Origin of the sequence: Paenibacillus sp. FSL H8-0034 (assembly GCF_038000305.1) — a bacterium.
In the GTDB taxonomy this organism is placed as follows: Bacteria; Bacillota; Bacilli; order Paenibacillales; family NBRC-103111; genus Paenibacillus_S.
Genome location: NZ_JBBOBS010000001.1, coordinates 3,287,758 through 3,313,096 on the forward strand (window position 1 = coordinate 3,287,758; position 25,339 = coordinate 3,313,096).

The 25,339-nt window shown below is 45.0% G+C and carries 19 protein-coding genes; 18 read left to right on the forward strand and 1 reads right to left on the reverse strand.

Annotated elements, in window-relative coordinates:
* Positions 1-14: 14 nt before the first annotated feature.
* On the reverse strand, positions 15-635 hold the full coding sequence (locus NST47_RS14750) for a DUF47 domain-containing protein (protein WP_341155811.1): 621 nt from the start codon (positions 633-635) through the stop codon (positions 15-17).
* 380 nt (positions 636-1,015) lie between these two features.
* On the opposite strand from NST47_RS14750, the gene NST47_RS14755 reads away from it, so the two are divergent.
* The 18 genes from NST47_RS14755 to NST47_RS14840 all read left to right on the forward strand — a co-directional run bounded on the left by NST47_RS14755 (position 1,016) and on the right by NST47_RS14840 (position 25,291).
* Positions 1,016-2,323 (forward strand): amidohydrolase, encoded by a 1,308-nt coding sequence (locus NST47_RS14755; protein ID WP_341155812.1) that lies wholly within the window; start codon positions 1,016-1,018, stop codon positions 2,321-2,323.
* Entirely contained in the window at positions 2,320-2,811 is a 492-nt protein-coding gene (locus NST47_RS14760; RefSeq protein ID WP_341155813.1) for a cell wall elongation regulator TseB-like domain-containing protein, read from the forward strand. Before NST47_RS14755 ends, NST47_RS14760 begins: the two co-directional genes overlap by 4 nt.
* Before the next feature lie 185 nt (positions 2,812-2,996).
* Positions 2,997-3,530 (forward strand): hypothetical protein, encoded by a 534-nt coding sequence (locus NST47_RS14765; protein WP_076227502.1) that lies wholly within the window; start codon positions 2,997-2,999, stop codon positions 3,528-3,530.
* Entirely contained in the window at positions 3,523-5,028 is a 1,506-nt protein-coding gene (locus NST47_RS14770) for an AAA family ATPase (RefSeq protein WP_341155814.1), read from the forward strand. The genes NST47_RS14765 and NST47_RS14770 overlap by 8 nt, the downstream gene beginning before the upstream one ends.
* Positions 5,029-5,214: 186 nt before the next feature.
* Complete coding sequence (locus NST47_RS14775; RefSeq protein WP_341155815.1) at positions 5,215-6,906, forward strand: N-acetylmuramoyl-L-alanine amidase family protein; 1,692 nt, start codon at positions 5,215-5,217, stop codon at positions 6,904-6,906.
* A 16-nt stretch (positions 6,907-6,922) separates the two neighbouring features.
* Positions 6,923-7,507 (forward strand): GerMN domain-containing protein, encoded by a 585-nt coding sequence (locus tag NST47_RS14780; protein ID WP_341155816.1) that lies wholly within the window; start codon positions 6,923-6,925, stop codon positions 7,505-7,507.
* A 54-nt stretch (positions 7,508-7,561) separates the two neighbouring features.
* Positions 7,562-10,327, forward strand: coding sequence for an S-layer homology domain-containing protein (locus NST47_RS14785; protein ID WP_341155817.1), 2,766 nt, complete (start codon positions 7,562-7,564; stop codon positions 10,325-10,327).
* 297 nt (positions 10,328-10,624) lie between these two features.
* Positions 10,625-11,287, forward strand: a complete 663-nt coding sequence (gene nth, locus NST47_RS14790) for an endonuclease III (RefSeq protein ID WP_341155818.1) — start codon at positions 10,625-10,627, stop codon at positions 11,285-11,287.
* Between the two features lie 42 nt (positions 11,288-11,329).
* On the forward strand, positions 11,330-11,602 hold the full coding sequence (locus NST47_RS14795; RefSeq protein ID WP_076228343.1) for an NAD/NADP transhydrogenase alpha subunit: 273 nt from the start codon (positions 11,330-11,332) through the stop codon (positions 11,600-11,602).
* Between the two features lie 63 nt (positions 11,603-11,665).
* Positions 11,666-13,507, forward strand: coding sequence for a dynamin family protein (locus tag NST47_RS14800; RefSeq protein WP_341155819.1), 1,842 nt, complete (start codon positions 11,666-11,668; stop codon positions 13,505-13,507).
* 26 nt (positions 13,508-13,533) lie between these two features.
* Complete coding sequence (locus NST47_RS14805; RefSeq protein WP_341155820.1) at positions 13,534-15,357, forward strand: dynamin family protein; 1,824 nt, start codon at positions 13,534-13,536, stop codon at positions 15,355-15,357.
* Positions 15,358-15,703: 346 nt separating this feature from the next.
* Positions 15,704-17,554, forward strand: coding sequence for an ABC transporter ATP-binding protein (locus NST47_RS14810; RefSeq protein WP_341159674.1), 1,851 nt, complete (start codon positions 15,704-15,706; stop codon positions 17,552-17,554).
* Between the two features lie 32 nt (positions 17,555-17,586).
* A complete protein-coding gene (locus NST47_RS14815) occupies positions 17,587-19,395 on the forward strand; it encodes an ABC transporter ATP-binding protein (RefSeq protein ID WP_341159675.1) in 1,809 nt (602 codons plus the stop codon).
* A gap of 233 nt (positions 19,396-19,628) precedes the next feature.
* Positions 19,629-20,699 carry a DUF4349 domain-containing protein gene (locus NST47_RS14820; protein WP_341155821.1) on the forward strand — a complete coding sequence of 357 codons (1,071 nt, stop codon included), beginning with the start codon at positions 19,629-19,631 and terminating at the stop codon, positions 20,697-20,699.
* 115 nt (positions 20,700-20,814) lie between these two features.
* Positions 20,815-21,252 (forward strand): division/cell wall cluster transcriptional repressor MraZ, encoded by a 438-nt coding sequence (gene mraZ / locus NST47_RS14825; RefSeq protein WP_240413825.1) that lies wholly within the window; start codon positions 20,815-20,817, stop codon positions 21,250-21,252.
* Between the two features lie 136 nt (positions 21,253-21,388).
* Positions 21,389-22,345: a 16S rRNA (cytosine(1402)-N(4))-methyltransferase RsmH gene (gene rsmH, locus NST47_RS14830; protein WP_341155822.1), complete on the forward strand. Its 957-nt coding sequence runs from the start codon at positions 21,389-21,391 to the stop codon at positions 22,343-22,345.
* A gap of 110 nt (positions 22,346-22,455) precedes the next feature.
* Positions 22,456-22,893 (forward strand): cell division protein FtsL, encoded by a 438-nt coding sequence (gene ftsL / locus NST47_RS14835; protein WP_341155823.1) that lies wholly within the window; start codon positions 22,456-22,458, stop codon positions 22,891-22,893.
* A 34-nt stretch (positions 22,894-22,927) separates the two neighbouring features.
* Complete coding sequence (locus NST47_RS14840; RefSeq protein WP_341155824.1) at positions 22,928-25,291, forward strand: penicillin-binding transpeptidase domain-containing protein; 2,364 nt, start codon at positions 22,928-22,930, stop codon at positions 25,289-25,291.
* Positions 25,292-25,339 lie beyond the last annotated feature (48 nt).

Genomic DNA, 25,339 nt, shown 5'->3' on the forward strand with positions numbered 1-25,339 from the left:
CGATTTCACACAGCTTACGAATAACGCATAATGACGCTATCCAGAATGTTGGCTACATCCTCACAGGCATCGGTTGTTTCTTCGAGACGCTCATAGATTTCTTTTAATTTGAAATCATGGTAGGGATCTTTGGGGTTCATAAAGATTTCTCGAATGCCTTCACGCATCAAACGGTCCGCATCATTTTCAAGTGAATTGATCTGTACGGTGTGTTCGCTGATCTGTAAATATTTTTTCTTGGACAGTAATTTGAACGAATCGAGAATATGCTGGCAGCTGGCAACGATGACGGCTGAAAATTCCTTCATATAGTGATCACTTATACTAATATTTAAATAGTCAAAACGCGCTATGGAGGCTTCAATACCATCTATAACATCATCAAGCTTGGACGCGAGTTCCATAATATCTTCGCGATCAATGGGGGTAATGAACACTTTATTAAGACCTTTGTAAATTTGATGTGTAATTTGATCACCTTTATGCTCCAATTCCTTTAATTGGGGACAGTAGGAAGCAGGCGGTTGATCTCCCATAACCGCAGTACGAAACATTTGGGCAGCCTCAAGCGTGTTTTCTGAAGATTTCACAAGCAGTTGTAAGAAATCCGCATCATTTTTTTTGGCGAAAAGCATGGAATAGCCTCCTTAAAGTTTTGTGAAGCAAAACTAACTTCGTAAGCATGTACTTAAAGTTTTGTGAATAAAAAATAAATTTGCGAACATAAAATGAGGGACGCGAAGCGGACTGACTTCTATATTAACAATAAATTAATAATATACGAAGTATTTAGATTCATTATGTAGAATTTTGGCGATTAAAATTCACGCAAAATTAAAAATACCATATAGCAGTAACGGAATGCAATGATAGTTTATCCAATTCAGAATATGTTCATGAAAGTTCATTTATGTAAACGGTTATCTGGCTGCGAGGGTCTTCAATACTTGATTTTAAAACTTTGAAGTTGTACAGTAAAAGTTGAAGCTAAATGCGAGGAAGGATTCGGGTGACAATGACAAAAACAATCATAACGAATGGTGTATTTCTAACATTAAATGAACAAAAACCAATTATTCAAGGCTATATGACCATTGAAAATAATTTGATTACCTACATAGGAGAAGGGCTTCCACAGCCTCTTGAGCTGTATGACGAGCGTATTGACGGGTCCAAGAAGCTGTTTATGCCGGGTTTAGTTAACACTCATAACCATGCTGCGATGTCATTGCTGCGCGGCTATGGTGACGATCTCGCATTACAGGTGTGGCTGCAGGAGAAAATGTGGCCGATGGAAGGACAATTTACAGCTCACGATGTACGTTCAGGTACACTGCTCTCCATTCTGGAAATGCTTAAAGGCGGAACGACTACATTTGTCGATATGTATGATCATATGAATGAAGTCGCGAAAGCTGTCGAGGAAAGCGGAATGCGTGCTGTCCTGACTCGTGGTGTGATTGGATTGTGCCCTCCTGACGTTCAAACAGCTAAGCTGGTAGAAGCAAGACAATTTGCACTGGATTGGCATGGCAAAGCTGGCGGTCGTATCACAACGATGATGTCTCCGCACGCTCCTTATACATGCCCTCCAGATTACATTGAACGAATCGTAGCAGTAGCTCATGAGCTTCAATTGCCGATCCATACTCACATGTCGGAAACAGCGCGTGAGGTTCAGGAAAACGTCGAACAATACGGAGCAAGGCCTGTAGCTCATTTGGCCAAGCTTGGACTTTTCTCCAGACCGGCCGTTGTTGCTCATGCAGTTCATCTGACAGATGAAGAGATAGATGTATTGGCCCAATATGATGTTAGGGTATCCCACAATCCAGGAAGCAATCTAAAACTGGCAAGCGGTGTGGCGCGTGTACCCGAAATGCTCCGTAAGGGAATTAAGGTATCATTAGGAACTGATGGTCCTGCTAGCAATAACAACCTGGATATGTTTGAAGAAATGCGTCTTGCGGCTCTGATTCATAAAGGTGTGAGCGGAGACCCTGTAGCAGTTCCTGCTGAAGCGGCTATCCGGATGGGCACGCTGGATGGAGCTAAATCCATTTGGCTTGAAGACGTTGGTGCCCTTCAGCCTGGAATGAAAGCTGATTTCATCGCTCTGGACATAGATCAACCACACTTTTTTCCGAAAACCAACTTTGTATCTCATGTCATTTATTCGGCTTCCGCCAAAGATGTCAGCGATGTGTGGATTGATGGGCAGAGAATTGTGAAAGATGGCGTATGCTTAACCCTTGATGAAGAAAAAATACTCTATGACGCTCAAAGCTGCTTTGAACGATTAACTGGAGCTTCGGTGCAATGAAAATTAAAATAACAGCAGCAGCGGTGTTCGTTGCAGCCTTGTTGTTATTTCTCGGCGTACATTTCTACAACACGATTCAGGAAAAAGAATGGCAGATTCAACGCAATGCAGTGCAGACTGCTTACCAGAAAACGATTTTGGCACAAGTTACCAATGTGGAGAGATTTGTTGGTGAACAACCTTATACGATCATCCATGGAGAAGATAAAATAGGCCAAAAGCTGGTGGTTTGGGTAGGCGAGGATCAAATTTTCACACAAATGGCTGCTGATGGAATCGATACTGAAAAAGTAAAGGCGCTAACTTTAAGCCGCCAGCCAACTGCCAACATCAAGCGTATGGTGCCTGGCGTGTGGAACGGCAACCTCGTGTGGGAAGTATTTTACAAAATCGCTGCTGAAGAAACCAATCCTGATCGCTATTATTACGATTACTATTTGTTCAAAGATGGTACCTGGCTCGATACGTACCGTTTAAGTATTCAATAACTGCTTATGCCGCACAATTATAGGGGGGAACTTCTATCATATAAAGTGCGGCTTTTTTGTTACAATTATAGCAATGTATTCGAATTTCCAACTAGTTTAGCTCTCACTTCGTATATAAAATGTGATATACTAATAGTGTACAGGTTGACTGAGAATCTTGATTGGAAAGGGGACTGACTGCTTTTATGAAGCTGCGCTTATTGCCTTTATTAGTTAGTGTTACAATTTCAGCTACATTACTATTCGGCGGATGGTTTGCTTACCAGAGCTTTGCGATGGAAAATCCTTTGTCGGCAATTGTAAGCAGCACTCCTGGTGTAGAGCATGTACAAACTCGTATTTCAAGTGAAGCTGCCTTAATAGAATTAAAGCTTGCATCCGGGACAAGTCTTCGCGAGGTGTATAACCGTATTCAGAATGAAGGCTCCGGCTTGATCGGCAAAAAAGAATTAAAGCTGAAAGTAACGAATGAATCGACACCACGAATGGATCAATGGTGGTCTTCCGCTTTGTTCGATGTTGCTCAGGCTATGGAAACCAAGCAATACACACAAATCCCCAAAACATTACAGGCTCGTGCCCTTGATTCTGAAGGGTTAAAGGTTGCTACGGAGATGGACGACAAGTATGTGTATATATCTTTGACAGATGGTGATAAAAGCAAATATTTAATGCTTCCGCGTACGTCTGCCAAAATGGGAGTGTGGACAAATGGATAAAATATATAAAGAAATCATTATTGGTTTTGTACCCGTATTGTTATTGTTCCTCGTTTTTATAGGAATAAACGCAATTCCAATTATTTTTATGATTATTATTATGGGAGCTCTATTTTATATGAATCGGATGCGGGGTGCCAGCATGGGAATAGGTGCTTCCGAACGCAAATCGCGTAATGTGACACCCAGCTATATGACTTTTGACGATATTGGAGGTCAACAACGCGCCAAGACAGAACTTCAGGAAGCTCTTGATTTCCTGATCAGGCATGATGAGATTGCCAAGCTCGGTATTCGCCCGTTGAAAGGGATATTGCTGACAGGCCCTCCAGGAACCGGGAAAACGTTATTGGCCAAAGCTGCCGCACATTACACGAACTCGATATTTATGGCTGCATCCGGCAGTGAGTTTGTTGAAATGTATGTAGGTGTGGGTGCAAGTAGAGTTCGTGATTTATTTAAAGAAGCACGGGCTCGTGCCATTAAAGAAAATAAAGAAAGCGCCATTGTATTTATCGATGAAATTGATGTTATCGGAGGCAAGCGGGATGGTGGGCAGCATCGTGAATATGATCAAACACTAAACCAGCTCCTGACCGAAATGGATGGTATTCATACGACGACTACGCCGCGGGTGTTGATTATGGCAGCAACCAACCGTAAGGAAATGCTCGATAGCGCCTTGCTGCGTCCAGGTCGTTTTGACCGTCATATTGAAGTGGATTTGCCAGATAAAAAGGGTAGACTGCATATCCTGAATATACATGCCAAAAACAAACCTCTAGCAGAGACAGTCAATTTGGAGCAGATCGCGGAAGAAACGTTTCATTTCTCAGGTGCTCAGCTTGAAGGTGTGATGAATGAGGCTGCTATCTATGCTATGCGTCAGGAAGCTATCACGATTGACCAAAGTCATCTTTCCCAGGCAGTGGATAAGGTGATGCTCGGTGAGAAAACCGATAGAGAGTCGACAAAGGAAGAGCGGGACCGGGTTGCTCTCCATGAATTAGGGCATGCGATCGCTGCTGAGGCGGTTCGTCCAGGCTCGGTATCCCAGGTAGCACTTAGTCCACGTGGGAAGGCGCTTGGATATGTTCGCCATAATCCGCAGCAAGACCAATATTTGTATACAAAAGAAAATCTGGAGCAGCAAATTATTATTGCTCTGGGTGGTGCAGTTGCAGAGGAGATGTTTTATGGTGGGCGTAGCACCGGTTCACGGAATGACTTTGAGCAGGCTCTGCACCTGGTTAGAACCATGATGGATTCAGGTTTGACAAAGCTTGGTATCATTGATCGTGAAATGGTGACAAAAGAAGAATTAATGAAAGAAAACTCGGCGATTCTGGACGAGCTTAATGCAAGAACAAGAGAATTACTGGAGCACCATAGAGTCGTATTTCAACAGTCCTTGCACATTCTTGTGAAGGAAGAAACGCTTTCAGGAGATCAATTTCGTCAGCTGTTGGAGCAGGCCAAGGTTCATATCGCGAACTAAACAAAATCCTTACATAAGCCCAAAGTATACAGGCGCTGCCTGCAGCTTTGGGCTTATTTTGTCAGTTCACGAAACTTTTTTAAATTTTCATAGTCTAATTAAGTGTCGTAATTGCCGTAAGTAGCGGTGGAATTCCAATTTCCTTATAGAACATAAATACATACATAAAATGAGTTGAGGTGTAGAATGAGAATTATTACTGCGTTGTTTTCCATGCTGCTATTGTCTCTCCTTCTTGTACCGATGATGAGCTTTGCTGCGGAGTCGCAGCCGCTCCAATTGTTCCTTGATGGCAAACAGCTGACAACTGAGGTACCACCACTTATTAACAAGGATAACAAAGTTATGGTACCCGTAAGAATCATTGCTGAGTCTCTGGGCTCCAAGGTACAATGGGAAGAGAAAATCCGTAAAGTGACTGTTAATAAGTCCAATATCAGTATTCAAATGTTTATTGATAAAAAGGAAGTTTATGTAAATAACAAAGCTGTTCAGTTGGATACAGCACCTTCGATCGTTAATGGCAATGCCATGCTGCCTGTACGGTTTATTAGCGAGCAGATGGGAATTAAAGTAACTTGGGACGATCTGACGCGTTCTGTTTTTCTGTTCAATCAAGAAAGCGATAACAAAGGCACGATCACAGCTCCGACGCCAGTTGACAATATCTCCAAGGATAAGCCGGACAATAAAGCGACGGACAAGCCTTCTATCAAACCGGATGATAAAATAATTGACAAGCCTTCGAGCAAGCCGGACGATAAGATACCTGATAAGTCTTTGGACAAGCCGGATGGTAAAACGACCGACAAGCCTTTGGACAAGCCAGGTACTGATGGAAGTAAAGTGGTAGATACGTCCAAGGATAAACCATCCGCACAATCGCCTGAGCCTGATTCATCTAATACTGGCACAAAAACGGGAATTATTGCCAATCCTAATCAACCACCATCTTATTCTTCGACAAGCGTAGATGCTGGCGCGAAAAAGCCTGATGCTGTCACCGTAATCCAATCCATCTCGATGGAGGGTGACCAGTTTGTTGTGAAAACAAGTGGAGGCAAGGCCATTCCTGATGTCACAACTACAGCGAATCCAAACCGAGTTCAAATTGATATACCTAATGGGCAGCTGGCTGCCGGGCTCAAGCTGAATTCCAATGGTGAAGGGACAATTACGGAGAAAAATGCGGCTGTCTCTCAAATTCGCTATTTGCTATTTTCCAAAGAATCATCTATCGTTAGAATAATCATAGATTTAAACAAAAAGATAGATTTCAAGGTTTCTGCCAGCAGTTCGAGTACCCAACTGGTGTGGTCTTTATCTCCAGCCAAAGAACGATATACGGTAGTTATTGATCCTGGTCATGGTGGTAAGGATGCTGGAACTGTCTCCTTTACAGGCAGACATGAGAAGGAATTTGTGCTGGGAGTTGGAACAAAAGTATATAACTTACTGTCCAAAGAGCCGAAAATTGAGGCTATACTCACTCGTAAAAATGATACATTTGTTGAGCTGCCTGGCCGTGTGGCTATAGCCAATGATGCCAAGGCTGATCTGTTTGTTTCTATTCATGGAAATTCAATATTAGGCAAAGAAGAAGTGAATGGACTAGAAACCTATTATTACACGGAACAAAGTCTGCCTTTCGCCATACAAATGCATCAAAAGCTGTTGAAAGCTAGTGGATTTGAAGACCGTAAGGTGAAGCAAGAAGATTTTCACGTTATAAAAAATACGACTATGCCTTCGCTTCTGCTGGAGCTTGGTTTTTTGTCTAATAAAATCCAAGAGAATACGATGTTTCAGGAAACTTTTCAAAATCAGGTGGCAGCAGCGATTGTGGCGGGTATTAAAGAGCAATTGAGACTGGATTAGGGAGTGGGTAACGACAATGCAACACCGATTACTCAGGAATACAATCATTGGTATTGGCATGCTGGGGCTGCTGTCAGCGTGCGGGCAAACGAAATCGCCAACAGAGCAACCTTTGGCAAGTCCAGCTATGAGCAAACCACAGGCTACAAGCAGTAGTCCAATATCGGCACCATCCCAAGCTACACCACAGGCAACCCCTGCTCCGGACAACAATAAACAATTGAAAATTAAAGCTTATTATGGTGATGAGTCTGGAGAAAAGCTTGTTGAACAGGAAACGAATATATCCTATCAACAGGATGATGAGAAATATATGGCGGCGCTTAAAGCATTGAGCATGAGCCCTGATAGTAATAATATTGCGCTCTTTAAGGGCTTTACGTTTCATTCGGCAGCGGCCAAAAGTGGACTGCTTACGATCAATGTTACAATGGCTCCCGAGGCCAGACTTGGCTCAGGTGGTGAGGCTCTGCTGCTTCAAGCTTTGAAAAAAACTATTTTTCAATTCACGGAAATTAATAGTATTGAATTTCTGGTAGATGGCAAATCGATAGAAAGCTTAATGGGGCATATGGATCTACCGCATCCTATTAAGCGTTAAGTATAAACATAATGAATGAAATATTATCCACATACGCCGGGAGGAACAACTTGCATGAACAACAAGCACAATTATTTGTCTATTAAAAAAATGACTGCTGGTTTGATGGCATTATCGGTAATCATGAGCAGTCCAGCTTATGCTGCCGATCCTGTAATTACACCACCTTCAACCACAACTACAACCAGCTCCTCGAATTCGGCATCAACAATTACCCAGTTTTCAGATGTAAGTCCACAGCACTGGGCTATTAAGCATATTACCAAGTTAGCCGCGCTTGGAATCATTCAAGGCTATGAAAAGGCTGACTTTCGTCCCGATAATTCGGTTTCCCAACAGGATGCAATTGTTATGGCGTTACGTTTAATGGGGCTTGAAAATGAAGTGTTAAAAATTAAAACTGACACTGTGCTTGGAGGAATTGTGGTTGGCGACTATGCCAAACCTTATATCGCCTATGCGCTGGATAAGGGACTTATTAATTTCAAGGAAGAAACAGAAAGCCTTGGCACTAACAAAACACCTTGGGGCTCAAGACCCGCTACCCGGGAATGGGTGGCCAAAATTGTTATCAGATCCATTGGCAAAGAAACATTAGCTCAGCAGCAAGCCGCGAATTCGTCCACGTTTACGGATGCTAAGGACTTTTCTTCATGGGCGGTTGGTTATGTGAATGCAGCGGTCTCATTAAATATTGTGAATGGCATGGATGACAATAAATTCCAGCCTGCTGGCAGTGTCACGCGGGCACAAATGGCAACTTTTTTAAGCCGTGCGGATAAAGAATTAACACAACGCTCTGATAAGGTTGTTATTGGATATGTAATGGGCTTGAAGGATAATAAATTAACGATTCAAAATGATAAAGGGCAGTCCAGTGAGTATACGCTGAATGTAGGTACAGTTATTTATAATGCCAAGGATGACAGTCGTATCCCATCAACAACACTCAAGGAAACGAATCAGGTCTATATCATTCAATCACTTGGAGTCGCTTCTTATGTGGAATTAACGAATGACGAGGAAAAGATGGAGTCCTTTGAAGGTACTCTGGATACTTTATTTTTAAATCAAATGACCGTTGCCATTAATCAAGCTGGCACCAAAGTTCTCAAGGAGCTTGCCCCTACCGTAACCGTCACGGACAAAGAAGGGCGTGGATTAAGCCTGGGTACGATCCAGGTTGGCAGTCTCATTGAATTAAAACGTAGTATGCTATTGCCGAATGCCAAGATCAGTCAAATTATTGTGAAGCAGGTACCATTAAGTAAATCAGCTGAAGGAACTATAGTCAGTATCCAAAAGGAGCAGAACTCGATTACGTTCCTCGAACAAACTTCGGGACAAAATGAAACCTATCCGATTTCGTCGAAAACTTCAGTAACGCTTCCTGATGGTACTACGGTATCCGATTTTAGCAAGCTGCGGATCGGTGATATTGTAGGCTTTGAGGTTAAGACCAATGAAGTAACAGCAGTAACCATTCGTAAGCAGGCTGACATTACTACGAATGTGACAGGTACATTAACCAGCCTTAGTGAGGACAAAAAGATTTTAACGGTGAATAAGCCGGGGAGTTCGTTGGGCGCTTATTTTATTGCCGATAATGCACTTGTGACGATTGATGGTTTGCCTAATGCAGGTTTCTTTGATCTTGAAGTCGGTGACGAGCTGAAGCTTGATCTGTTAAATGAGAAAATCGTGAAAGTAACGGTGACCAGTCGTTCGATTAATTTAATTACATTGGCCACTATCGTTAATTATGATGCTGATCTAAAGGCATTGACTGTAGTTAATGACAGCGGAACTTACAATGCTTATAAATTAACAGACAATACAGCACTTAAACTTTGGGGTTCTGAACTGCCACTATCCAACTTTGCTTCACAGTTTACGAAGGGGAAGAAGGTAGACCTGAAGATATCCAAAGATAAAGTGCTTACGATCGAGCTAACCATACAGGTAGAAGGTATTATCACACAACTTAACACGACAGCAAGTGAAGTGACATTAAGAACTAGTGGAGGCCAAAATACAACCTTCAAAGTACAAAATGGTATTGGTGTTGATATGTATGGCAAGACAAATGCTCTGCTTACAGACCTGAAAGTGGGAGATACTATCCAGGGGCGATTTAATGGCAACCAGGATGTAATCAGTCAAATACTGTATAAAAAAACGGCAGTCTATAAAGTAATCACAGCAAATGCAGACAGCAGACAGATTAGTGTTAAGGATGAGAATGGTGTCTTGAATGTATTCACCGTTGACAATAATGATAAAATCACGAATTCTACGAATTCAACGCATAACTTTACCGATATTCAGCAGGATGAGTTTGTCAAGGTTTCGCTCACGGGGAATGTACTTGAAAAAGCCGAGATACTGAACACGCTGCGTGGTAAAGTTACAGCATTGGATACGGCTACTGGAACCTTGACGGTTCAAGAGCTTGCTACCGGAACGACACAGATTGTTCCCGTGGGACTTCAATTCGTGATCAAACAGAACGGTGTAGCACTGGCTGCGCTCAATGCAATAAAACCTAATGATCGGGTTGAAATTATTAAAGATGCAGGAGATAAGGTGCAAATTGCGGTGGCTACCTCTTCCAAGCGGACCGTGGCCTCTTACGACAATGTGCTGAATCAACTACTGCTTAAGCCTAATGCGGCCGGGGATAAATCGACCTACAATTTCTTTGCAAAAGCATACTTGCATAAAGGCACTGCATCTGTAGCCGCCAATGCTTTTGTCGAAAATGAAGAAGTGACGCTGTATGTACTGGACGACAAAATTATTGAAATCGAAAAGCAATAAAGCATGATCAGCTAAATAACCTCGATAAGCAGGGCATCCTCCTTTCTTAAAGAGTATTGAGAGTTCCATAAGCACTTTAGCGCTTATGGAACTTTCTGCTCACAAGCAAAGCTGCCGTATATATTGGTCCTATCTTCAAACGATGCTTCGACAAATAGTTATTTTTACAGAGGATTTTATTAAAAAAATAAAAATTCGATAAATGTTCGGTTTTTCTTCCATCTAAATATTGATTACTTTCCCGAGATTCGGTACACTACAATGTATATCATCAAACAAAGGACTGTTGGCCACTCCATGAACAAGAAGCAAGCCCGCAGCATACTTGATATTATGGCCAGTATGTTTCCGGATGCACATTGCGAATTGAATCACACAAATGCTTTTGAGCTTACGATAGCTGTACTGCTCTCGGCACAATGTACGGACGAGACCGTGAACAAGGTGACAGCTTCCTTGTTTCAAAAGTACAAACGTCCAGAGGATTATGTGGCGGTCCCATTGGATGAATTGGAGCAGGATATTCGTCGCATTGGACTTTTTCGTAATAAGGCAAAACATATCCAGGCACTATGCAGAATGGTTCTGGAGAAATATGATGGTTTAATCCCGGAAAAGCATGAGCAGCTGGTTGAGCTGCCAGGTGTAGGTCGAAAAACGGCAAATGTAGTCGTATCGAATGCATTTGGCGTACCCGCTATCGCGGTTGATACCCATGTGGAGCGAGTATCGAAGCGCTTGGGAATGGCAAGTGAAAATGATTCTGTACTTGAAGTAGAAAAAAAGCTGATGAAGCTGGTTCCCAAAGAAGAATGGACGGATACGCACCATAGACTTATATTTTTTGGACGCTATCATTGCAAGGCTCAAAATCCTCAATGCAGCATCTGTCCTCTGCTGGATGTATGCCGTGAAGGAAAAAAACGTATGAAAACAGTCAGTAATAGGAAATCTATATAAGTGAATCATGAGACCAAGCAACCAAATAAGGATGGGATTAATATGAAATGTATCTCTGTGTATACGAATGATTTTGAAGTATTTTCTGATATTTATGAGAAAATCATTAATCTGAAGCTTGCTGACAATGAAGAAAAGCAAGTAGATGGTATCACTGTTATGGAGTCAGGCGAAGTACCTGATAATTACTTGGAACGGATGAAAACAAAGCTAGAGGTTGTTGTTATGAAGGTTCGTGACAGGGATATTACAATTTTGCAGCATGGTAATTTGTTCGAAATTTTTATTCCGACTACTGAAAGTGTGGTACACTGAAAACCGAAGCCATTCGGTTTTTTTTGTTGTTTAGATGAACATTTTGTAATGGGGAGATCGAGAATGAACAGCGGAGTTTTACTTGAGGAAAACATGGAGAGTGCGATTCGTGCCTTGCTGACGAAGGTGCAGCAGACCGATGATAAGGAAAATGGGAAGAAGATTGAACAGCTTCTGCAAAAGATGGAGAGCGGGAGTTTGTATATAGCGTTTTGCGGGCATTTTTCTGCAGGCAAGTCAAGCTTGATTAATAAGCTGTGCGGTCATCAGCTCCTGCCATCAAGCCCCATTCCGACCAGTGCGAATATCGTAAGGATCAGCAGTGGGGAATCTGGGGCGATTGTTGTCCATCGGGTCCATGAGGGGGATTTGCCGCCAAAAGTCCAGAAGGTGCCGCTTGCCGAGCTTGCCGCCTACTGCCGCGATGGAGAAGCGATAGAAACGATTGAGCTGCGGTACCCACTGCCATTCTTAGGTGATCATGCATGCTTGCTGGATACGCCGGGAATTGATTCTACAGACGATGCTCATCATTTAGCGACCGAATCGGCACTGCATCTGGCAGATGTGGTGTTCTATGTAATGGATTATAACCATGTGCAGTCTGAAATTAATTTTGCCTTTACCAAAAAAATGAAGGAATGGGGCAAACCGCTCTATTTGTTGATCAATCAAGTGGATAAGCATCGGGATCAGGAGTTATCGTTTGCTGACTATCGGACAGGTGTAGCAGAGGCATTTGCTAACTGGCATATTCAGCCTGACGGTATTTTGTATACTTCGGTTAAGGCGCCTGACCACCCGTATAGTGAATGGGCCAAGCTCGATTGGCTGCTTGAACGACTTATTGAGCAGCACGCTGCATTATCGGCGCTCAGTCTGGAGAAATCCGCACAGCACCTGGCCAGCATGCATGCTGCCAAAATAGCGGAACGAAACGATACACTTAAAGAGCAGCTGCGCGCTCAATTAGCTGCTGATGAAGAGTTGGAATCTGCACAGCTGCAATGGCTGGATATAAGTGAAAGCATTGCGCTTGCAGAAGCCAAGCCTGAGGAGCTGCGGACTGCATTACGTAAAGATACGACCGTTTTATTGGACAATGCCAACATAACACCGGCTGTCACTCGAGATCTGGCTCAAGAGTACCTGAACAGCCGTAAGCCCGGTTTTAAGGTAGGATTGTTTGCAGGGGCAGCGAAAACAGCGAAGGAAGTGGAACGTCGTTTATCGGCGCTTCATCATGATTTTGCTGGTCAATTAGCTACTCAGGTGGAACGTCATTTGCAGCAGGCGCTTCAAAAGGGAATGGAGCAAGCGATGGAGATGACAAGGACCCTCGTAAGTGCGGACCTTATCAGGGAGACGATAGAACGTCTTCATATTGAGGTGGAGCCGGAATGGATTGCTTCGCAGGTCAATACGGCATCAGGCTTCAGCGGTGAGTATACATTGAATTATATGAAGCAGCTTGCTGCGGAAATGAAGCTGCTTTATCGTAAGCGGGCATTTGAGCTGATTGATGAGCTTATGGCTATGCTGGCAGCGGCACAGGGACCGCAGCTGCTAGCTATGCGTGAGCAGCTCGATGCGCTGAACGGCCGCTTGGGCAGCCTGCGCGAGCTCGAGAGGCTGGCCGCGGCCGAGGCGGCCTACGCAGCAGCGCTCGCGGCGCCGCTTGCGGCAGTACGCACGCCTGCGCCGCGCTGCCGGACCCGGCCGCCGCAGGCGAGGCCGCGCCCGGCGCAGCAGCAGCTCCGCAGGCTGCAGCTAACGCCGCAGGCGGTGCGCGCGCAGCGCTCGCGGCTGTTGCCGCCGCCAGCGGCCGCGCCACGCGCGAGGGCGCAGCGCCGCTCGCGCAGGGCGGGCATCGCGCTCGCCTGCAGAGCGCGGCGCAGCGGCTAACCGCCGGCGCGCAAGAGCTCGCGGGCTTGGCGCCGCTGCAAAGCATCAGCCGCTCCTTGCAGGAGAAGGCGGAGCGGCTGCAGCGCAACCGCTTCACGATTGCGCTGTTCGGCGCTTTCAGCGCCGGTAAATCCTCGTTCGCCAACGCACTGATCGGCGAACGTGTGCTGCCGGTGTCGCCGAATCCGACGACGGCGGCAATCAACAAGATCATGCCACCCGAACCGGAGAACGGCTGGCCGCATGGTACAGCCAAGATACGGATGAAAAGCCGTGACAGCCTTGCGGATGATATTCGTTTCTCGCTGGAAATGCTCGGCATTCATACGGCAAGCCTGCCCGAGAGCCTGTCGGCCATTCGCGGCTTGTCCGCGGATCGCGTTTCAGCCAAAGGCAAGCCGCACTATACATTTCTTAAGGCTGTGGAGAAGGGCTGGGGGGCTGTCGAGTCCGATCTGGGCAGTGAGCTGCGCGTAGATGCCGATCAGTTTGGTCTGTATGCGGCTGACGAAAGCAAATCGTGCTTTGTTGAGCTGATAGAGCTGTATTACTCCAATCCATTAACGGATCAAGGTATCGTTCTGGTAGACACACCTGGAGCCGATTCGATCAATGCCAGACATACGGGTGTAGCCTTTAATTATATTAAAAATGCCGATGCCATCCTATTTGTTACTTATTATAACCATGCATTTTCTCATGCGGACCGGGAGTTTTTATTGCAATTGGGCCGGGTTAAGGACAGCTTTGAGCTGGATAAAATGTTTTTTATCGTCAACGCTGCCGATCTGGCATCTTCGGGAGAAGAGCTGGAGGGTGTCGTTACACATGTATCCAACAATTTGCAGCAGCACGGTATTCGTCACCCGCGGATCTATCCGATGTCCAGCTACTATGCGCTGGAAGGCAAGCTGGCTCAGGAGCAAGAAACCGTGCAGGCTTCCGGGATTTCTGCCTTTGAACAGGATTTTGTCCGTTTCTCATTGGGTGAGCTGACGGATATTGCGATTCGTTCCGGCCAGGCCGATCTGAAGCGTGCTGCGGATGTGCTTCAGCAATGGATTACAAGCGCGCAGAGTGACGAGCAGGCACGCCTGGCTCGTGCAACTGCGATTCGTAAAGCATTAGGTGAAGCGGATGCTGTACTGAGAAATCACGGAACGGAGGCCGAGGAGCGAGAGCTGCTCAAGGAGATTGAAGAACTTCTTTACTATGTTAAGCAGCGGGCTACGTACCGCTTTGGAGAGCTGTTTAATCTCGCCTTTAATCCCGCTGTCTTTCGTGAGGAAGGACGGAGTGCCTTGGTTATTGCTGGTTCCGCATGGAATGATTTGCAGCAGATGATTGCATTCGATCTTTCTCAGGAGGTATTAGCTATTACCTTAAGGATTGAAAATGCCATTCATAACCGCGCCGCAAAAAGAAGACAGCAGTGGCTGCAAGGTCTTGGCCAAGAGCTGGCCGCATTTCAGCCTTCGGACTATGAGGCAAGCGCGTTCGAGACACCGCAGGGTGCCGAAGCGTTCCGAGCCGATTCCATACAGCACAAATGGGTTGCTGGCTTTTACAAAAATGCGAAGCATTTCTTTGAGGGTGACGGTAAGCAGAATTTGCGCAAAGAGCTGGAGGCAGCACTGAATGTACCGCTAACGGCTTACATGACAGGGCAGACGACCTGGCTGTATGCCGCTTATAGTGGACAATTGAAAAGCTGGTATGAGGCATTAGCGGAACATATCCGTCAAGAGCTGCAGGAATATGCACAGGGCCAATTGCATGCTTTGGAAATGCCTGTTGATGTCGCTGCGCTGCAAAAAACGCATACCCAGCTGACTGCTTTTTTTGAATAATACGTTAAAATAAGGGTTCGGCAAATCGCGGCTGTTCGCAGAAGAGCAGCTGCTTTTTGCTTATTTCGTGAAAGGGTTTACATATGGCGAAATTAGGTATTATTTGGGCGAGATAAGTGGATTGTTTCCCTATTTTGTGGGGATTCGAGGGTTTTTCTCCGTATAAGGACTATTATGAGAAAAGGGGTTGTTGCCGCTCCCTATGGATGGTGTTAAGATGCTTAAAAAAGCAAACGCTTTCGATTGCAGGCTTGTCGAATCGAAGGCCATTTTTACAAAGGTGGTCGTTCTCGGACCGCTTTGTTTAGAATGCCGTTTTGCAGCAGCACATCCTGAGGAGGGTAACATGGAAGTTTTCAAGCAGTTGAAGGAGTATTATTGGTCAGAAAAAAGATTTTTGGTTGCGTCGATCCTGTCACTGATGACAGCCACGGCGCTCGGACTGGTTTATCCGAATTTACTGCGGTATCTGATTGACGATGTGATTGCGAAACAGCAATTTTCAGCGGTGCCATACCTTTCTTTGGTTGTGGTCGGTGTCATTACCTGTAAAGCGCTTTTTCAATTTATGCATGGTGTGTTTAGCTCGAAGCTGGGTAACCATACCGCCTTTAATCTCCGAAACGCCTTGTACAAGAAACTGCAGTACTTATCATTTCAATACTATGACAAAGCAAGAACAGGGGACCTGATGTCGCGGCTAACGGCAGATTTGCAGGCGGTGCGCGATTTTATCGGATTTGGTTTTGTGCAAATATTAAATGTGGTGATGATGCTTACCTTTGGCTCCATTATGATGATGACGATCAATTGGAAGCTGACACTGATTACGATGATTTCAATGCCCTTTCTCGTATTTACAGCTATTCGTTTTGAAGGGAAAATTCATCCGGCTTTCCGTTCGGTACGTAAATCGATGAGTAACATGACCACTTCTGTACAAGAAAACATTACTGGTGTACGTACGGTCAAATCGTTTGCCAGAGAGCCTTATGAAATCGAAAAGTTTTCTGAACGTAACGAAGATTACAAGCTGAATAACGTGACGACCTCAGGCATTTGGGCAAAATATTTTCCATTAATGGAATTGTTTGCGAATTTAAGTGTAGTTATCCTGTTGGGTGTCGGCGGTTGGATGGTTATTAACAGCAGTCTCACTTTGGGAGAACTTGTCGCTTTCTTCAGCTTGATGTGGTATATCATCGGTCCGATGTGGCAAATTGGCTTTCATATTAATAACTTCACCCAATCGAAGGCAGCTGGAGAACGGTTGTTGGAAATTTTGCATCAATATGTGCATGTAAAAAACAAGGATAACGCTGTGACACTGCAGGCTGATCAGGTTAAGGGGCATGTAAAATTTGATCAAGTATCCTTTGCTTATACCGATCAACAGCCTGCTTTGCGGAATTTTAACGTTGATGCGCCAGCAGGCTCGGTTATAGGCTTGCTCGGCGGAACAGGATCAGGGAAATCGACTGTCATACAACTGCTGCTAAGAGCTTATAACGTCAAAGAGGGCTCCATTACGCTTGATGGCCGTGATATTCGGGATCTTACATTGGAAAGCCTGCGTGAGCATATGGCGATTGTATTTCAGGAAACGTTTCTGTTCTCCTCTTCGATTCTGAACAATATTGCCTATGGGGTCAGAAATGTGTCCATGGAACAGATTATTCAGGCATCACGCTTGGCCAAAGCACATGATTTTATTATGGAAATGCCGCTCGGCTACGATACGATTGTTGGCGAACGGGGGATGGGACTTTCCGGGGGTCAAAAGCAGCGAATTGCGATTGCACGTGCCCTGCTCAAAAATCCCAAAATCCTGATTTTGGATGATGCCACAAGTGCTGTGGATATGGAAACAGAACATGAAATTCAGCAGGGCTTTCAAGAGCTGATGAAAGGCCGAACGACTTTTATTATTGCCCACCGTATTTCGTCATTAAGGCATGCCGATGAAATTATTGTGCTGGACAAAGGGCACATCGTGCAGAGAGGTACGCACAAGCAGCTTATGCAGCAGGAAGGACGTTATCTGGAAACATATAAAATCCAATTCGCTGATCAGCCGCAGGAGGTAGAGCCGGAAGGCGGCATGAAGCTGGAGCCTACAATTTATATCCATGAGGAAGCACAAGGGATTCGCCAGGCAGCCGCAACGGGCCAACATAATGGGGGGTATACGCAGTGAGTCAAGAGGGCAAATCAACAACCGCAAGCGGGATGGATGAGCAAACAGGCCAACGCTTCGTCTATCAGGATGATGAAGTATTGGATAAAGAATTTGATTGGGGACAGGTCAAACGGCTGGGCAAATATCTGAAGCCTTACTCGAAACAAATTCTTCCTGTTATTATCACGATGATGATTGTCGGAGCACTGACGAAGCTGTTTAATCCGCTGCTGATTGCTTATGCTATCGATAATGCGCTGCGTGAGGGAGGCGATCCCAGGCTGCTGTTTCAGTGTGTGGGCGGAATGCTGCTCCTCTACATTATTCAGTGGGCAGCCAACACGTACCGGATTCGATTTACGAATCAGATTGGACAAAAAGTGATTTATGATTTGCGGCACGATTTGTTCAGTCATATCCAGAAGCTTTCCTTCAAGTTTTTTGATAAACGTCCGGCTGGCTCGATCCTGGTACGTATAACGAACTACGTGAACTCCTTGCAGGATTTATTTACGAATGGTGTCGTCAACCTTTTGATGGATTGTGTACAATTGGTCGGTATTATTTTCATATTGCTGTATTTCAATATCAAGCTGGGTGCGGCGATTATTGTAACGGTTCCGATCATGTTTTTCATTTCCACCAAGCTTCGGGTACATATCCGGCGTTCCTGGCAGGTTGTACAATCCAAGCAGTCCCGGATCAATGCCCATTTGAATGAATGTATTCAAGGGATTAAGGTGACTCAGGCATTTGCGCAGGAAAAAGAAAACATGTCCTTTTTTGATCATATGAATTTAAGCAATCACAAGTCGTGGAATCGAGCATCGACGCTCAATCAGTCGTTTAATCCTATTATCGAAGTAACGGGCGCGATTGGATATTGTATTTTGTTCTGGTTCGGGGCGCATTTGATTCAATCCCAGGAAATTACAGTCGGCTTGCTTGTTGCTTTTGCCACGTATATTGGATTCTTCTGGGAGCCTATTAACCGTCTAGGGCAAATGTATTCACAAATGCTGATTGCTATGGCCTCATCTGAGCGGATTTTCGAATTTATCGACGAAGAGCCCAATGTACCTGAAGCATTAAATGCCAAGGAGCTGCCAAACGTTCTCGGGGATATTGAATTGAAGCAGGTTGAGTTTGAGTATGAACCAGGCCGCAAAGCGCTGAAGGGAATCGATCTCAGTGTAAAAGCAGGTCAATCCATTGCATTGGTAGGTCATACGGGATCTGGCAAAAGCACGATCATCAATCTATTGTGCCGATTCTATGATAGCACGGGTGGCAGTATTACGATTGATGGACACGATATTCGTGATGTGACGGTCTCGAGCTTGCGCTCGCAAGTGGGGATTGTGCTTCAGGACACCTTTATTTTTTCGGGCACGATTCGTGATAATATCCGTTTTGGCAAGCTGAATGCGACTGACGAAGAGGTGGAATTTGCCGCGAAGGCTGTTCGTGCGCATGATTTTATCGTTGATATGCCGCAGGGTTATGATACCGAGGTTCAGGAGCGCGGCAATATGCTATCCATGGGTCAAAGACAGCTAATCTCCTTTGCAAGAGCGCTGCTTGCCGATCCACGTATTCTGATTCTGGATGAAGCTACTGCCAGTATTGACACCGAAACCGAGCTGAAAATTCAGGAGGCACTTAAAACGCTGCTTGCTGGCAGAACCTCCTTTATTATCGCTCACCGTCTTTCGACAATTCGTAACGCCGACAACATAATTGTACTGGACCATGGTGTGTTGATGGAGCAAGGAAATCATGATGATTTAATGAAGCAGCAGGGGATCTATTATGGTTTAATTCAAGCACAGTATCGTTTTCTGAAGGAAGTAGGCTAAGATATCCGATCCTTGTGCGAGCAGCTTGGAAGCAGTTTTCAGGTTGGATGGTTCATACATTTGAAAGGGGGGCCTGCGGGCCTCTTTTTAATTGAAACTTGATGTATTTTTTTGAATATCCAACAGAGTGCAACAAACCCACATTCTCCCACGTTTAGAAGATAACTGAGCTCGCGGTACTTATTGCGGAGTGATGTTGCTTTGATTCCAAAACAAATATGGGGGGAATCTAAATGGAACAAAATCAAGACAAGAGCTTGAAGAGGATGAGGGCCAAACGCTGGATCCTGGCTGCACTTCTGGTCGTTCTGCTGAGCGGCTGCTCGGCTGCCAGAGAGAAAGGTGAATCGACTGCTTCCGCACCGGGAGCAGCTTCGAGCGCTTTGTCGGAACAAAAATCGGATATGCTGGCAGCACAACCTGCAGGTGATGCGGCGGCACCAGCCGTGATGGACATGAAATCGGCAGCAACGGATAAAGCGAGTACAGCCAAACCAGCCGACAGCTTTAACGGAAATGCCTTGGGTGACAGCGCAGTCGAACGGAAAATTATTTACAAAGCAAATATAACGATGCAGGTTGATAAGTATGAGGAAGCACAGGCAAAAATCGAGTCCGCAGTGAGCCAGGCAGGTGGTTACATTTTACAATTCAATGAGAATGAAAATAATTATGAAAAAAGCGGAATGTTCATCATCAAGGTACCTGCGAGCGGCTTTCAATCCTTAATGAAGCAATTGGAAACGATTAATCCGTCTGCAAAGAAAAATATGCAGGGTCAGGATGTTTCCGAGGAATTTGTCGATCTGACCTCCAGATTGAAGGCCAAGCAGGTGGTAGAGAGCCGATTGATCACATTTATGGAAAAGGCATCAAAAACCGACGAGCTATTGGCATTTTCCAATGAGCTGGGCAAAGTCCAGGAGGAAATTGAACGCATTAAAGGCCGGATGAGATACCTGGAGCAAAATGTATCGTACTCAACGATTGAAGTCAGACTGGCCCAGAAGCTGGGATCAGCCGCCGTTATTCAGGCTAATGATCGTGGACCGTTGTTCCAACGAATGGCTTCCGCACTCAATGAAAGTGCTATCATTCTGACGGTTGTTTTTGAATGGCTCATTGTTGCCGCGGCCGCGGTGCTGCCTGTTGCCCTTCTTCTCTTTTTGATTCTCCTCCCGATTGTCCTTGTGAGGCGCTCCAGAAAGAAAAAAATGAAGGAGATTCGTAAAAAGCTTACAGAAGAAAATGGCGAAGCAGAGCCTAATGTATCACAGGATAGCACTGTAGAGGATAAGGAATAAATAAAAAATTTTAATTGCAATCCTGCCCATAAGCAGGATTTTTCTTTTTTCTAGAGAATTAAACTATACAAAGTGGTGGGAAGTGGGGTAAAGTGGTGAAAAGGGGTGAAGGTTTATGTTCATGGGCGAATTTCAGCACAGCATCGATGAAAAGGGTCGTATCATTGTGCCAGCTAAATTTCGCGAATCCCTTGGAACAACCTTCATTGTCACTCGAGGCTTGGATCAATGCTTATTTGTATACCCTATGGAAGAATGGGTGGTGCTTGAGCAAAAGCTGAAAGCTTTGTCACTCATGAAGTCGGATGCCCGTGCCTTTAGTCGGTTCTTTTTCTCCGGTGCCGGAGAATGCGAACTGGATAAGCAAGGCAGAATTAATTTGCCAAATAACCTTGTTGAATATGCCAAATTGGATAAAGATTGCGTCGTTATCGGTGTTTCCAATCGTGTTGAGATTTGGAGCAAGCCAATATGGGTAAACTATTTCCAGCAATCGAGCGAGTCCTTCAACGAAATAGCCGAAAAGCTTGTTGATTTTAACTTCGATCTCTAGCCATTGAAAACAAACCATGTTTACGAAGTTTTGTTATGCAAAGCTCAGTAACGCTTACGAAGAAAGTTTTGCCAAGCAAAACTCAGTAACGCTTACGAAGTAAGTTTTGCTGCGCAAAACTCTGAGGAGGGTAACGATGTTTCATCATATTACTGTATTGAAGCAAGAAGCTGTAGAAGGATTGGATATTAAACCAGATGGTATTTATGTGGATTGCACACTTGGCGGTGCTGGACATAGCTACGAAATTGCTTCCCGTTTGAGCAGCGAAGGGTTATTGATCGCTTTTGATCAGGATGATGCAGCCTTGGATAATGCCAAAGAAAGACTTGCGCCCTTAATGGATAGGGTCAAGCTGGTGCGAAGTAATTTCCGTTTTTTGGAGGAACAGCTGAAGCTCGAGCCTCGGGTTATGAAAAGCGGTCAACCACAGGTTGACGGGATTTTGTTTGATCTGGGCGTTTCATCGCCCCAACTGGATGAAGCAGAACGAGGCTTCAGCTACAATCATGATGCCGAGCTGGATATGAGAATGGATCGTACTGCGAAATTGACGGCAAGAGAGATTGTTAATGACTGGCCAGAGCAAGAAATCATCCGTATTTTGTTTGAATACGGAGAAGAAAAATTTGCAAGGCGTATTGCCGGAAAGATTGTTGCGGCACGCTCTAAAGGTCCTATTGATTCGACGGGGCAGCTTGTCGAGCTAATAAAGGAAGGTATCCCTGCAGCAGCAAGACGTAATGGACCTCATCCAGCCAAACGCAGCTTTCAGGCCTTGCGTATAGCTGTCAACGATGAACTGGGTGTGTTTGAAGAAGCGTTGGAGCAATCGATTCGCTGCTTGGCGCCTGAAGGTAGAGTGGCAGTCATCACCTTCCATTCGCTGGAAGATCGAATTTGCAAGCAAACCTTTGCCAAATATGTTGAGCGTTGTACATGTCCAGGTGATTTTCCGATATGTGTGTGCGGTACCAAAGGAATTGTGAAGCTTGTTAACCGTAAGCCTATAGAAGCCAGTGTTGAAGAGCTGGATGGAAATTCCAGATCACGCTCAGCCAAGCTTAGAATCGCTGAAAAACTACATAGCTAGAGTTTAACATGAAAAAGCTACTGTACGTCACGAATGAATCTTCATCAATTAGACCTCGTTAGAGGTTTTCTTAAATAAAAAACTTACTTAGTGAAGGAGGAAATATCTCAATGCCTGCATACATACACGGAAGCTCGGCAACTCAACCACGTCCCGCCCAGAAGGAAAGGGTTACAGTTAAGGAAACCAAGAGGGTCGTTTACCGTAACAGATCGCTTCCGGTTCAGGAGAAGCTGCTCTATTTATTCACGGTACTTGTCTGCGTAGCGGTGGCCAGCCTGATTATTTGGCGCTATGCGCAAATCTATGAAATGAACACAAAGATTTTGAAATTCGAGACCGATATTCAAATGCTGCAGGCGGAGAACAGTGTGTTAAAGCATAAAGTAGAAGCCTTATCGAGTCCAGATCGTCTAAGAACCGAAGCTACTAAAGTGGGCTTGGTTCCGCCTGAAGACAAACAGATCAGCAAAGTATCCCTTAAAGAACCAAAAGCTCCATCTAATGCGACGGCAGTGAATCAAAAAACGACGGATATCGCCCCTTAATCATCTTTGATAGAAATGGGAGAGAGGAGTCGAAATGACAAAAAAAGTAAAGCTTAGATCATTACTCATTGGAGGGTTGTTCACCCTCTTTTTTGTTGCAATAGTAGGCAGACTTTATTGGGTTCAGGTCGTGCAGGGTGCTGGTTTACTGACATCAGCCCAAGAGAGATGGGCCAAGGAGGATGTGCTTCGCCCTGTCAGAGGAGCGATTGTGGATCGCAATGACAAGGTGCTTGCCGAAGATTCTCCTGCCTATACGATTGCTTTGAATCCGATTATTATTCAAAAATATCAATTGGAGCAGAGTGTAGTTAAAGGCTTGGCAGGATTGTTAAAAACATCGGATGATCCGGCAGCCATAACGGCTTTAGAGGAAAAAATCCGGACGCTGCTCAATAAAAAAAGGATGGATGACAAGACACAACAGATGACACTGATGACGCAAGTAGAAATTCGCAATGAGGGCTGGAAAATTGATACGGAGGTTGCCGAGCAAGTTAAAGCCTTCGTCGAGACGCTCAAAAATCAGACAAATGTTAAAAACGTCGGAATCTATCTGCAAAAGGAACAAAAACGATTTTATCCAGGTGGCAAGCTTGCTTCTCATGTGCTTGGTTATACGGATAAAGAGGGTAAAGCTTTAACTGGACTGGAGTCTCGCTTTGACAGCTTTCTTAAAGGTATTCCCGGAAACAGGAGCTATGAAAAGGATCGAACCGGAGTCGAACTTCCGGATGCCAAGGTTAATTACCAGCCTGCTGTGGATGGCAGCAACGTTAGACTCACTATCGACAAAAATATCCAGTTCTATATTGAAAGCGCGCTCGAGAAAGTGAATGCCAAATATAACCCTAAAAGCTTGACTGCAATAGCAGTCGATCCGAATACGATGGAAGTTTTGGGGATGGCAAGTACCCCTGATTTTAATCCTAACAAGTACTGGGATAACAAAAACCAGAGTGATTTTATTAATAATACGGTTGCCTCCCAATACGAGCCAGGCTCGACCTTCAAGATTGTCACGTTGGCTGCAGCCGTAGAGGAAAATTTGTTCTTTCCCGAAGATAAGTATCAGTCGGGGGCTATTCAAGTGCCAGGGCGGATCCTACATGACCATAATATTGTTGGATGGGGGCAAATTTCATATCTGGATGGTTTAAAGCGCTCAAGTAATGTCGCTTTTGTTAAGCTTGGCTATGAGAAGCTGGGTAAGGAAAAGCTTGAGAAATATATCAAGGATTTTGGCTTTGGAGTCAAAACAGGGATTGATCTTCCAGGGGAGATTCCCGGTATCGTAGCGATGAAATACCCTTCTGATTATGCAACGGCTACTTATGGTCAAGGACGTCTGACGACAACTGCGATACAGCAAACATCGGCATACGCAGCGATTGCCAATGGCGGTAAACTGATGGTACCGCATGTAGTTAAAGACATCGTGAACCCGAAGACCAAGGAAGTGATTCAGACCTTCGAGCCAACAGTGATTCGGCAGGTTGTATCCGAGCGAACTGCCAAGCAGGTAAGTGAATATTTGGAGCAGGTGGTTAGCGATCAGGCTATCGGAACAGGACGTAATGCTTTTATCGAGGGATATCGTGTCGCAGGAAAAACGGGAACAGCCAACAAGGTTGAGCCTGGCGGTAAAGGTTATGCAGAAGGCAAGTGGGTTGTATCCTTTATAGGGTATGCACCTGTGGAGAATCCGAAAATTCTTGTTACAATTATTGCAGATGAACCGGAACTCGGGGGCGATTACCATCGGGGCAGTGAGGTAGCACCTCCGGCTTTTAAAGAAATTGTGTCGCAAACCCTGCGTTATATGGGCGTGCCTTCCGATACTCAGCAAATGAAAGCAGCGGAGAAGGTTGAAGATATGTTGATGCCCGATCTATCTGGCCAAACCGTTGAGAAATCTAAAAATGTGATGAACAAATTCGGTGTAATCGTCGAAAGCATTGGAAAAGGCAATAAAGTTATCGCACAATCACCACCGGTTGGGACCGATATCAGCTCTGCTCAACGAATTTATGTGGTACTGCAAGAAGGCGGTGATCTGCCTATACCAGACTTGACAGGCAAATCATTACGGGATGCTCTGGAAGTATGCACATTCATTAAAGTGAAGTGTCAATCCGTAGGCGAGGGCTATGTTTCTTCTCAATCGTTAGCTGGAGACAGTGATGCCAAGCAGCTTGTTTTGCAGCTTAAGCCATACAGCGAACTGCTGCAGGGCCCGTCTTCTGATGCGGAAGCTCCTGCTGCACCAACTGCTCCTACGCCAGTAAAGACGGATAAAAAGGTAACATCAGTCAAACCCAATAATCCCGTCAAAACGGCAGAATCAACCAAGGTTAATGAAGGTACTGCCAAAAAAAACGACCCTCCAGCGAGGTAGGCTTGTTCTAACCACTGTTTGTCCTGAATAATCTGGATATGAAGCAGT

What these genes read in the sequence shown, in the direction of transcription:
- NST47_RS14810 (WP_341159674.1), top strand. Translation starts at nt 15,704, where the DNA reads ATGGAAGTTTTCAAGCAGTTGAAGGAGTATTATTGGTCAGAAAAAAGA.
- NST47_RS14760 (WP_341155813.1), top strand. Translation starts at nt 2,320, where the DNA reads ATGAAAATTAAAATAACAGCAGCAGCGGTGTTCGTTGCAGCCTTGTTG.
- nth (WP_341155818.1), top strand. Translation starts at nt 10,625, where the DNA reads ATGAACAAGAAGCAAGCCCGCAGCATACTTGATATTATGGCCAGTATG.
- NST47_RS14785 (WP_341155817.1), top strand. Translation starts at nt 7,562, where the DNA reads ATGAACAACAAGCACAATTATTTGTCTATTAAAAAAATGACTGCTGGT.
- NST47_RS14795 (WP_076228343.1), top strand. Translation starts at nt 11,330, where the DNA reads ATGAAATGTATCTCTGTGTATACGAATGATTTTGAAGTATTTTCTGAT.
- rsmH (WP_341155822.1), top strand. Translation starts at nt 21,389, where the DNA reads ATGTTTCATCATATTACTGTATTGAAGCAAGAAGCTGTAGAAGGATTG.
- NST47_RS14840 (WP_341155824.1), top strand. Translation starts at nt 22,928, where the DNA reads ATGACAAAAAAAGTAAAGCTTAGATCATTACTCATTGGAGGGTTGTTC.
- NST47_RS14815 (WP_341159675.1), top strand. Translation starts at nt 17,587, where the DNA reads ATGGATGAGCAAACAGGCCAACGCTTCGTCTATCAGGATGATGAAGTA.
- NST47_RS14770 (WP_341155814.1), top strand. Translation starts at nt 3,523, where the DNA reads ATGGATAAAATATATAAAGAAATCATTATTGGTTTTGTACCCGTATTG.
- NST47_RS14800 (WP_341155819.1), top strand. Translation starts at nt 11,666, where the DNA reads ATGAACAGCGGAGTTTTACTTGAGGAAAACATGGAGAGTGCGATTCGT.
- NST47_RS14775 (WP_341155815.1), top strand. Translation starts at nt 5,215, where the DNA reads ATGAGAATTATTACTGCGTTGTTTTCCATGCTGCTATTGTCTCTCCTT.
- NST47_RS14780 (WP_341155816.1), top strand. Translation starts at nt 6,923, where the DNA reads ATGCAACACCGATTACTCAGGAATACAATCATTGGTATTGGCATGCTG.
- NST47_RS14765 (WP_076227502.1), top strand. Translation starts at nt 2,997, where the DNA reads ATGAAGCTGCGCTTATTGCCTTTATTAGTTAGTGTTACAATTTCAGCT.
- NST47_RS14755 (WP_341155812.1), top strand. Translation starts at nt 1,016, where the DNA reads ATGACAAAAACAATCATAACGAATGGTGTATTTCTAACATTAAATGAA.
- ftsL (WP_341155823.1), top strand. Translation starts at nt 22,456, where the DNA reads ATGCCTGCATACATACACGGAAGCTCGGCAACTCAACCACGTCCCGCC.
- NST47_RS14750 (WP_341155811.1), bottom strand. Translation starts at nt 635, where the DNA reads ATGCTTTTCGCCAAAAAAAATGATGCGGATTTCTTACAACTGCTTGTG.
- mraZ (WP_240413825.1), top strand. Translation starts at nt 20,815, where the DNA reads ATGTTCATGGGCGAATTTCAGCACAGCATCGATGAAAAGGGTCGTATC.
- NST47_RS14820 (WP_341155821.1), top strand. Translation starts at nt 19,629, where the DNA reads ATGGAACAAAATCAAGACAAGAGCTTGAAGAGGATGAGGGCCAAACGC.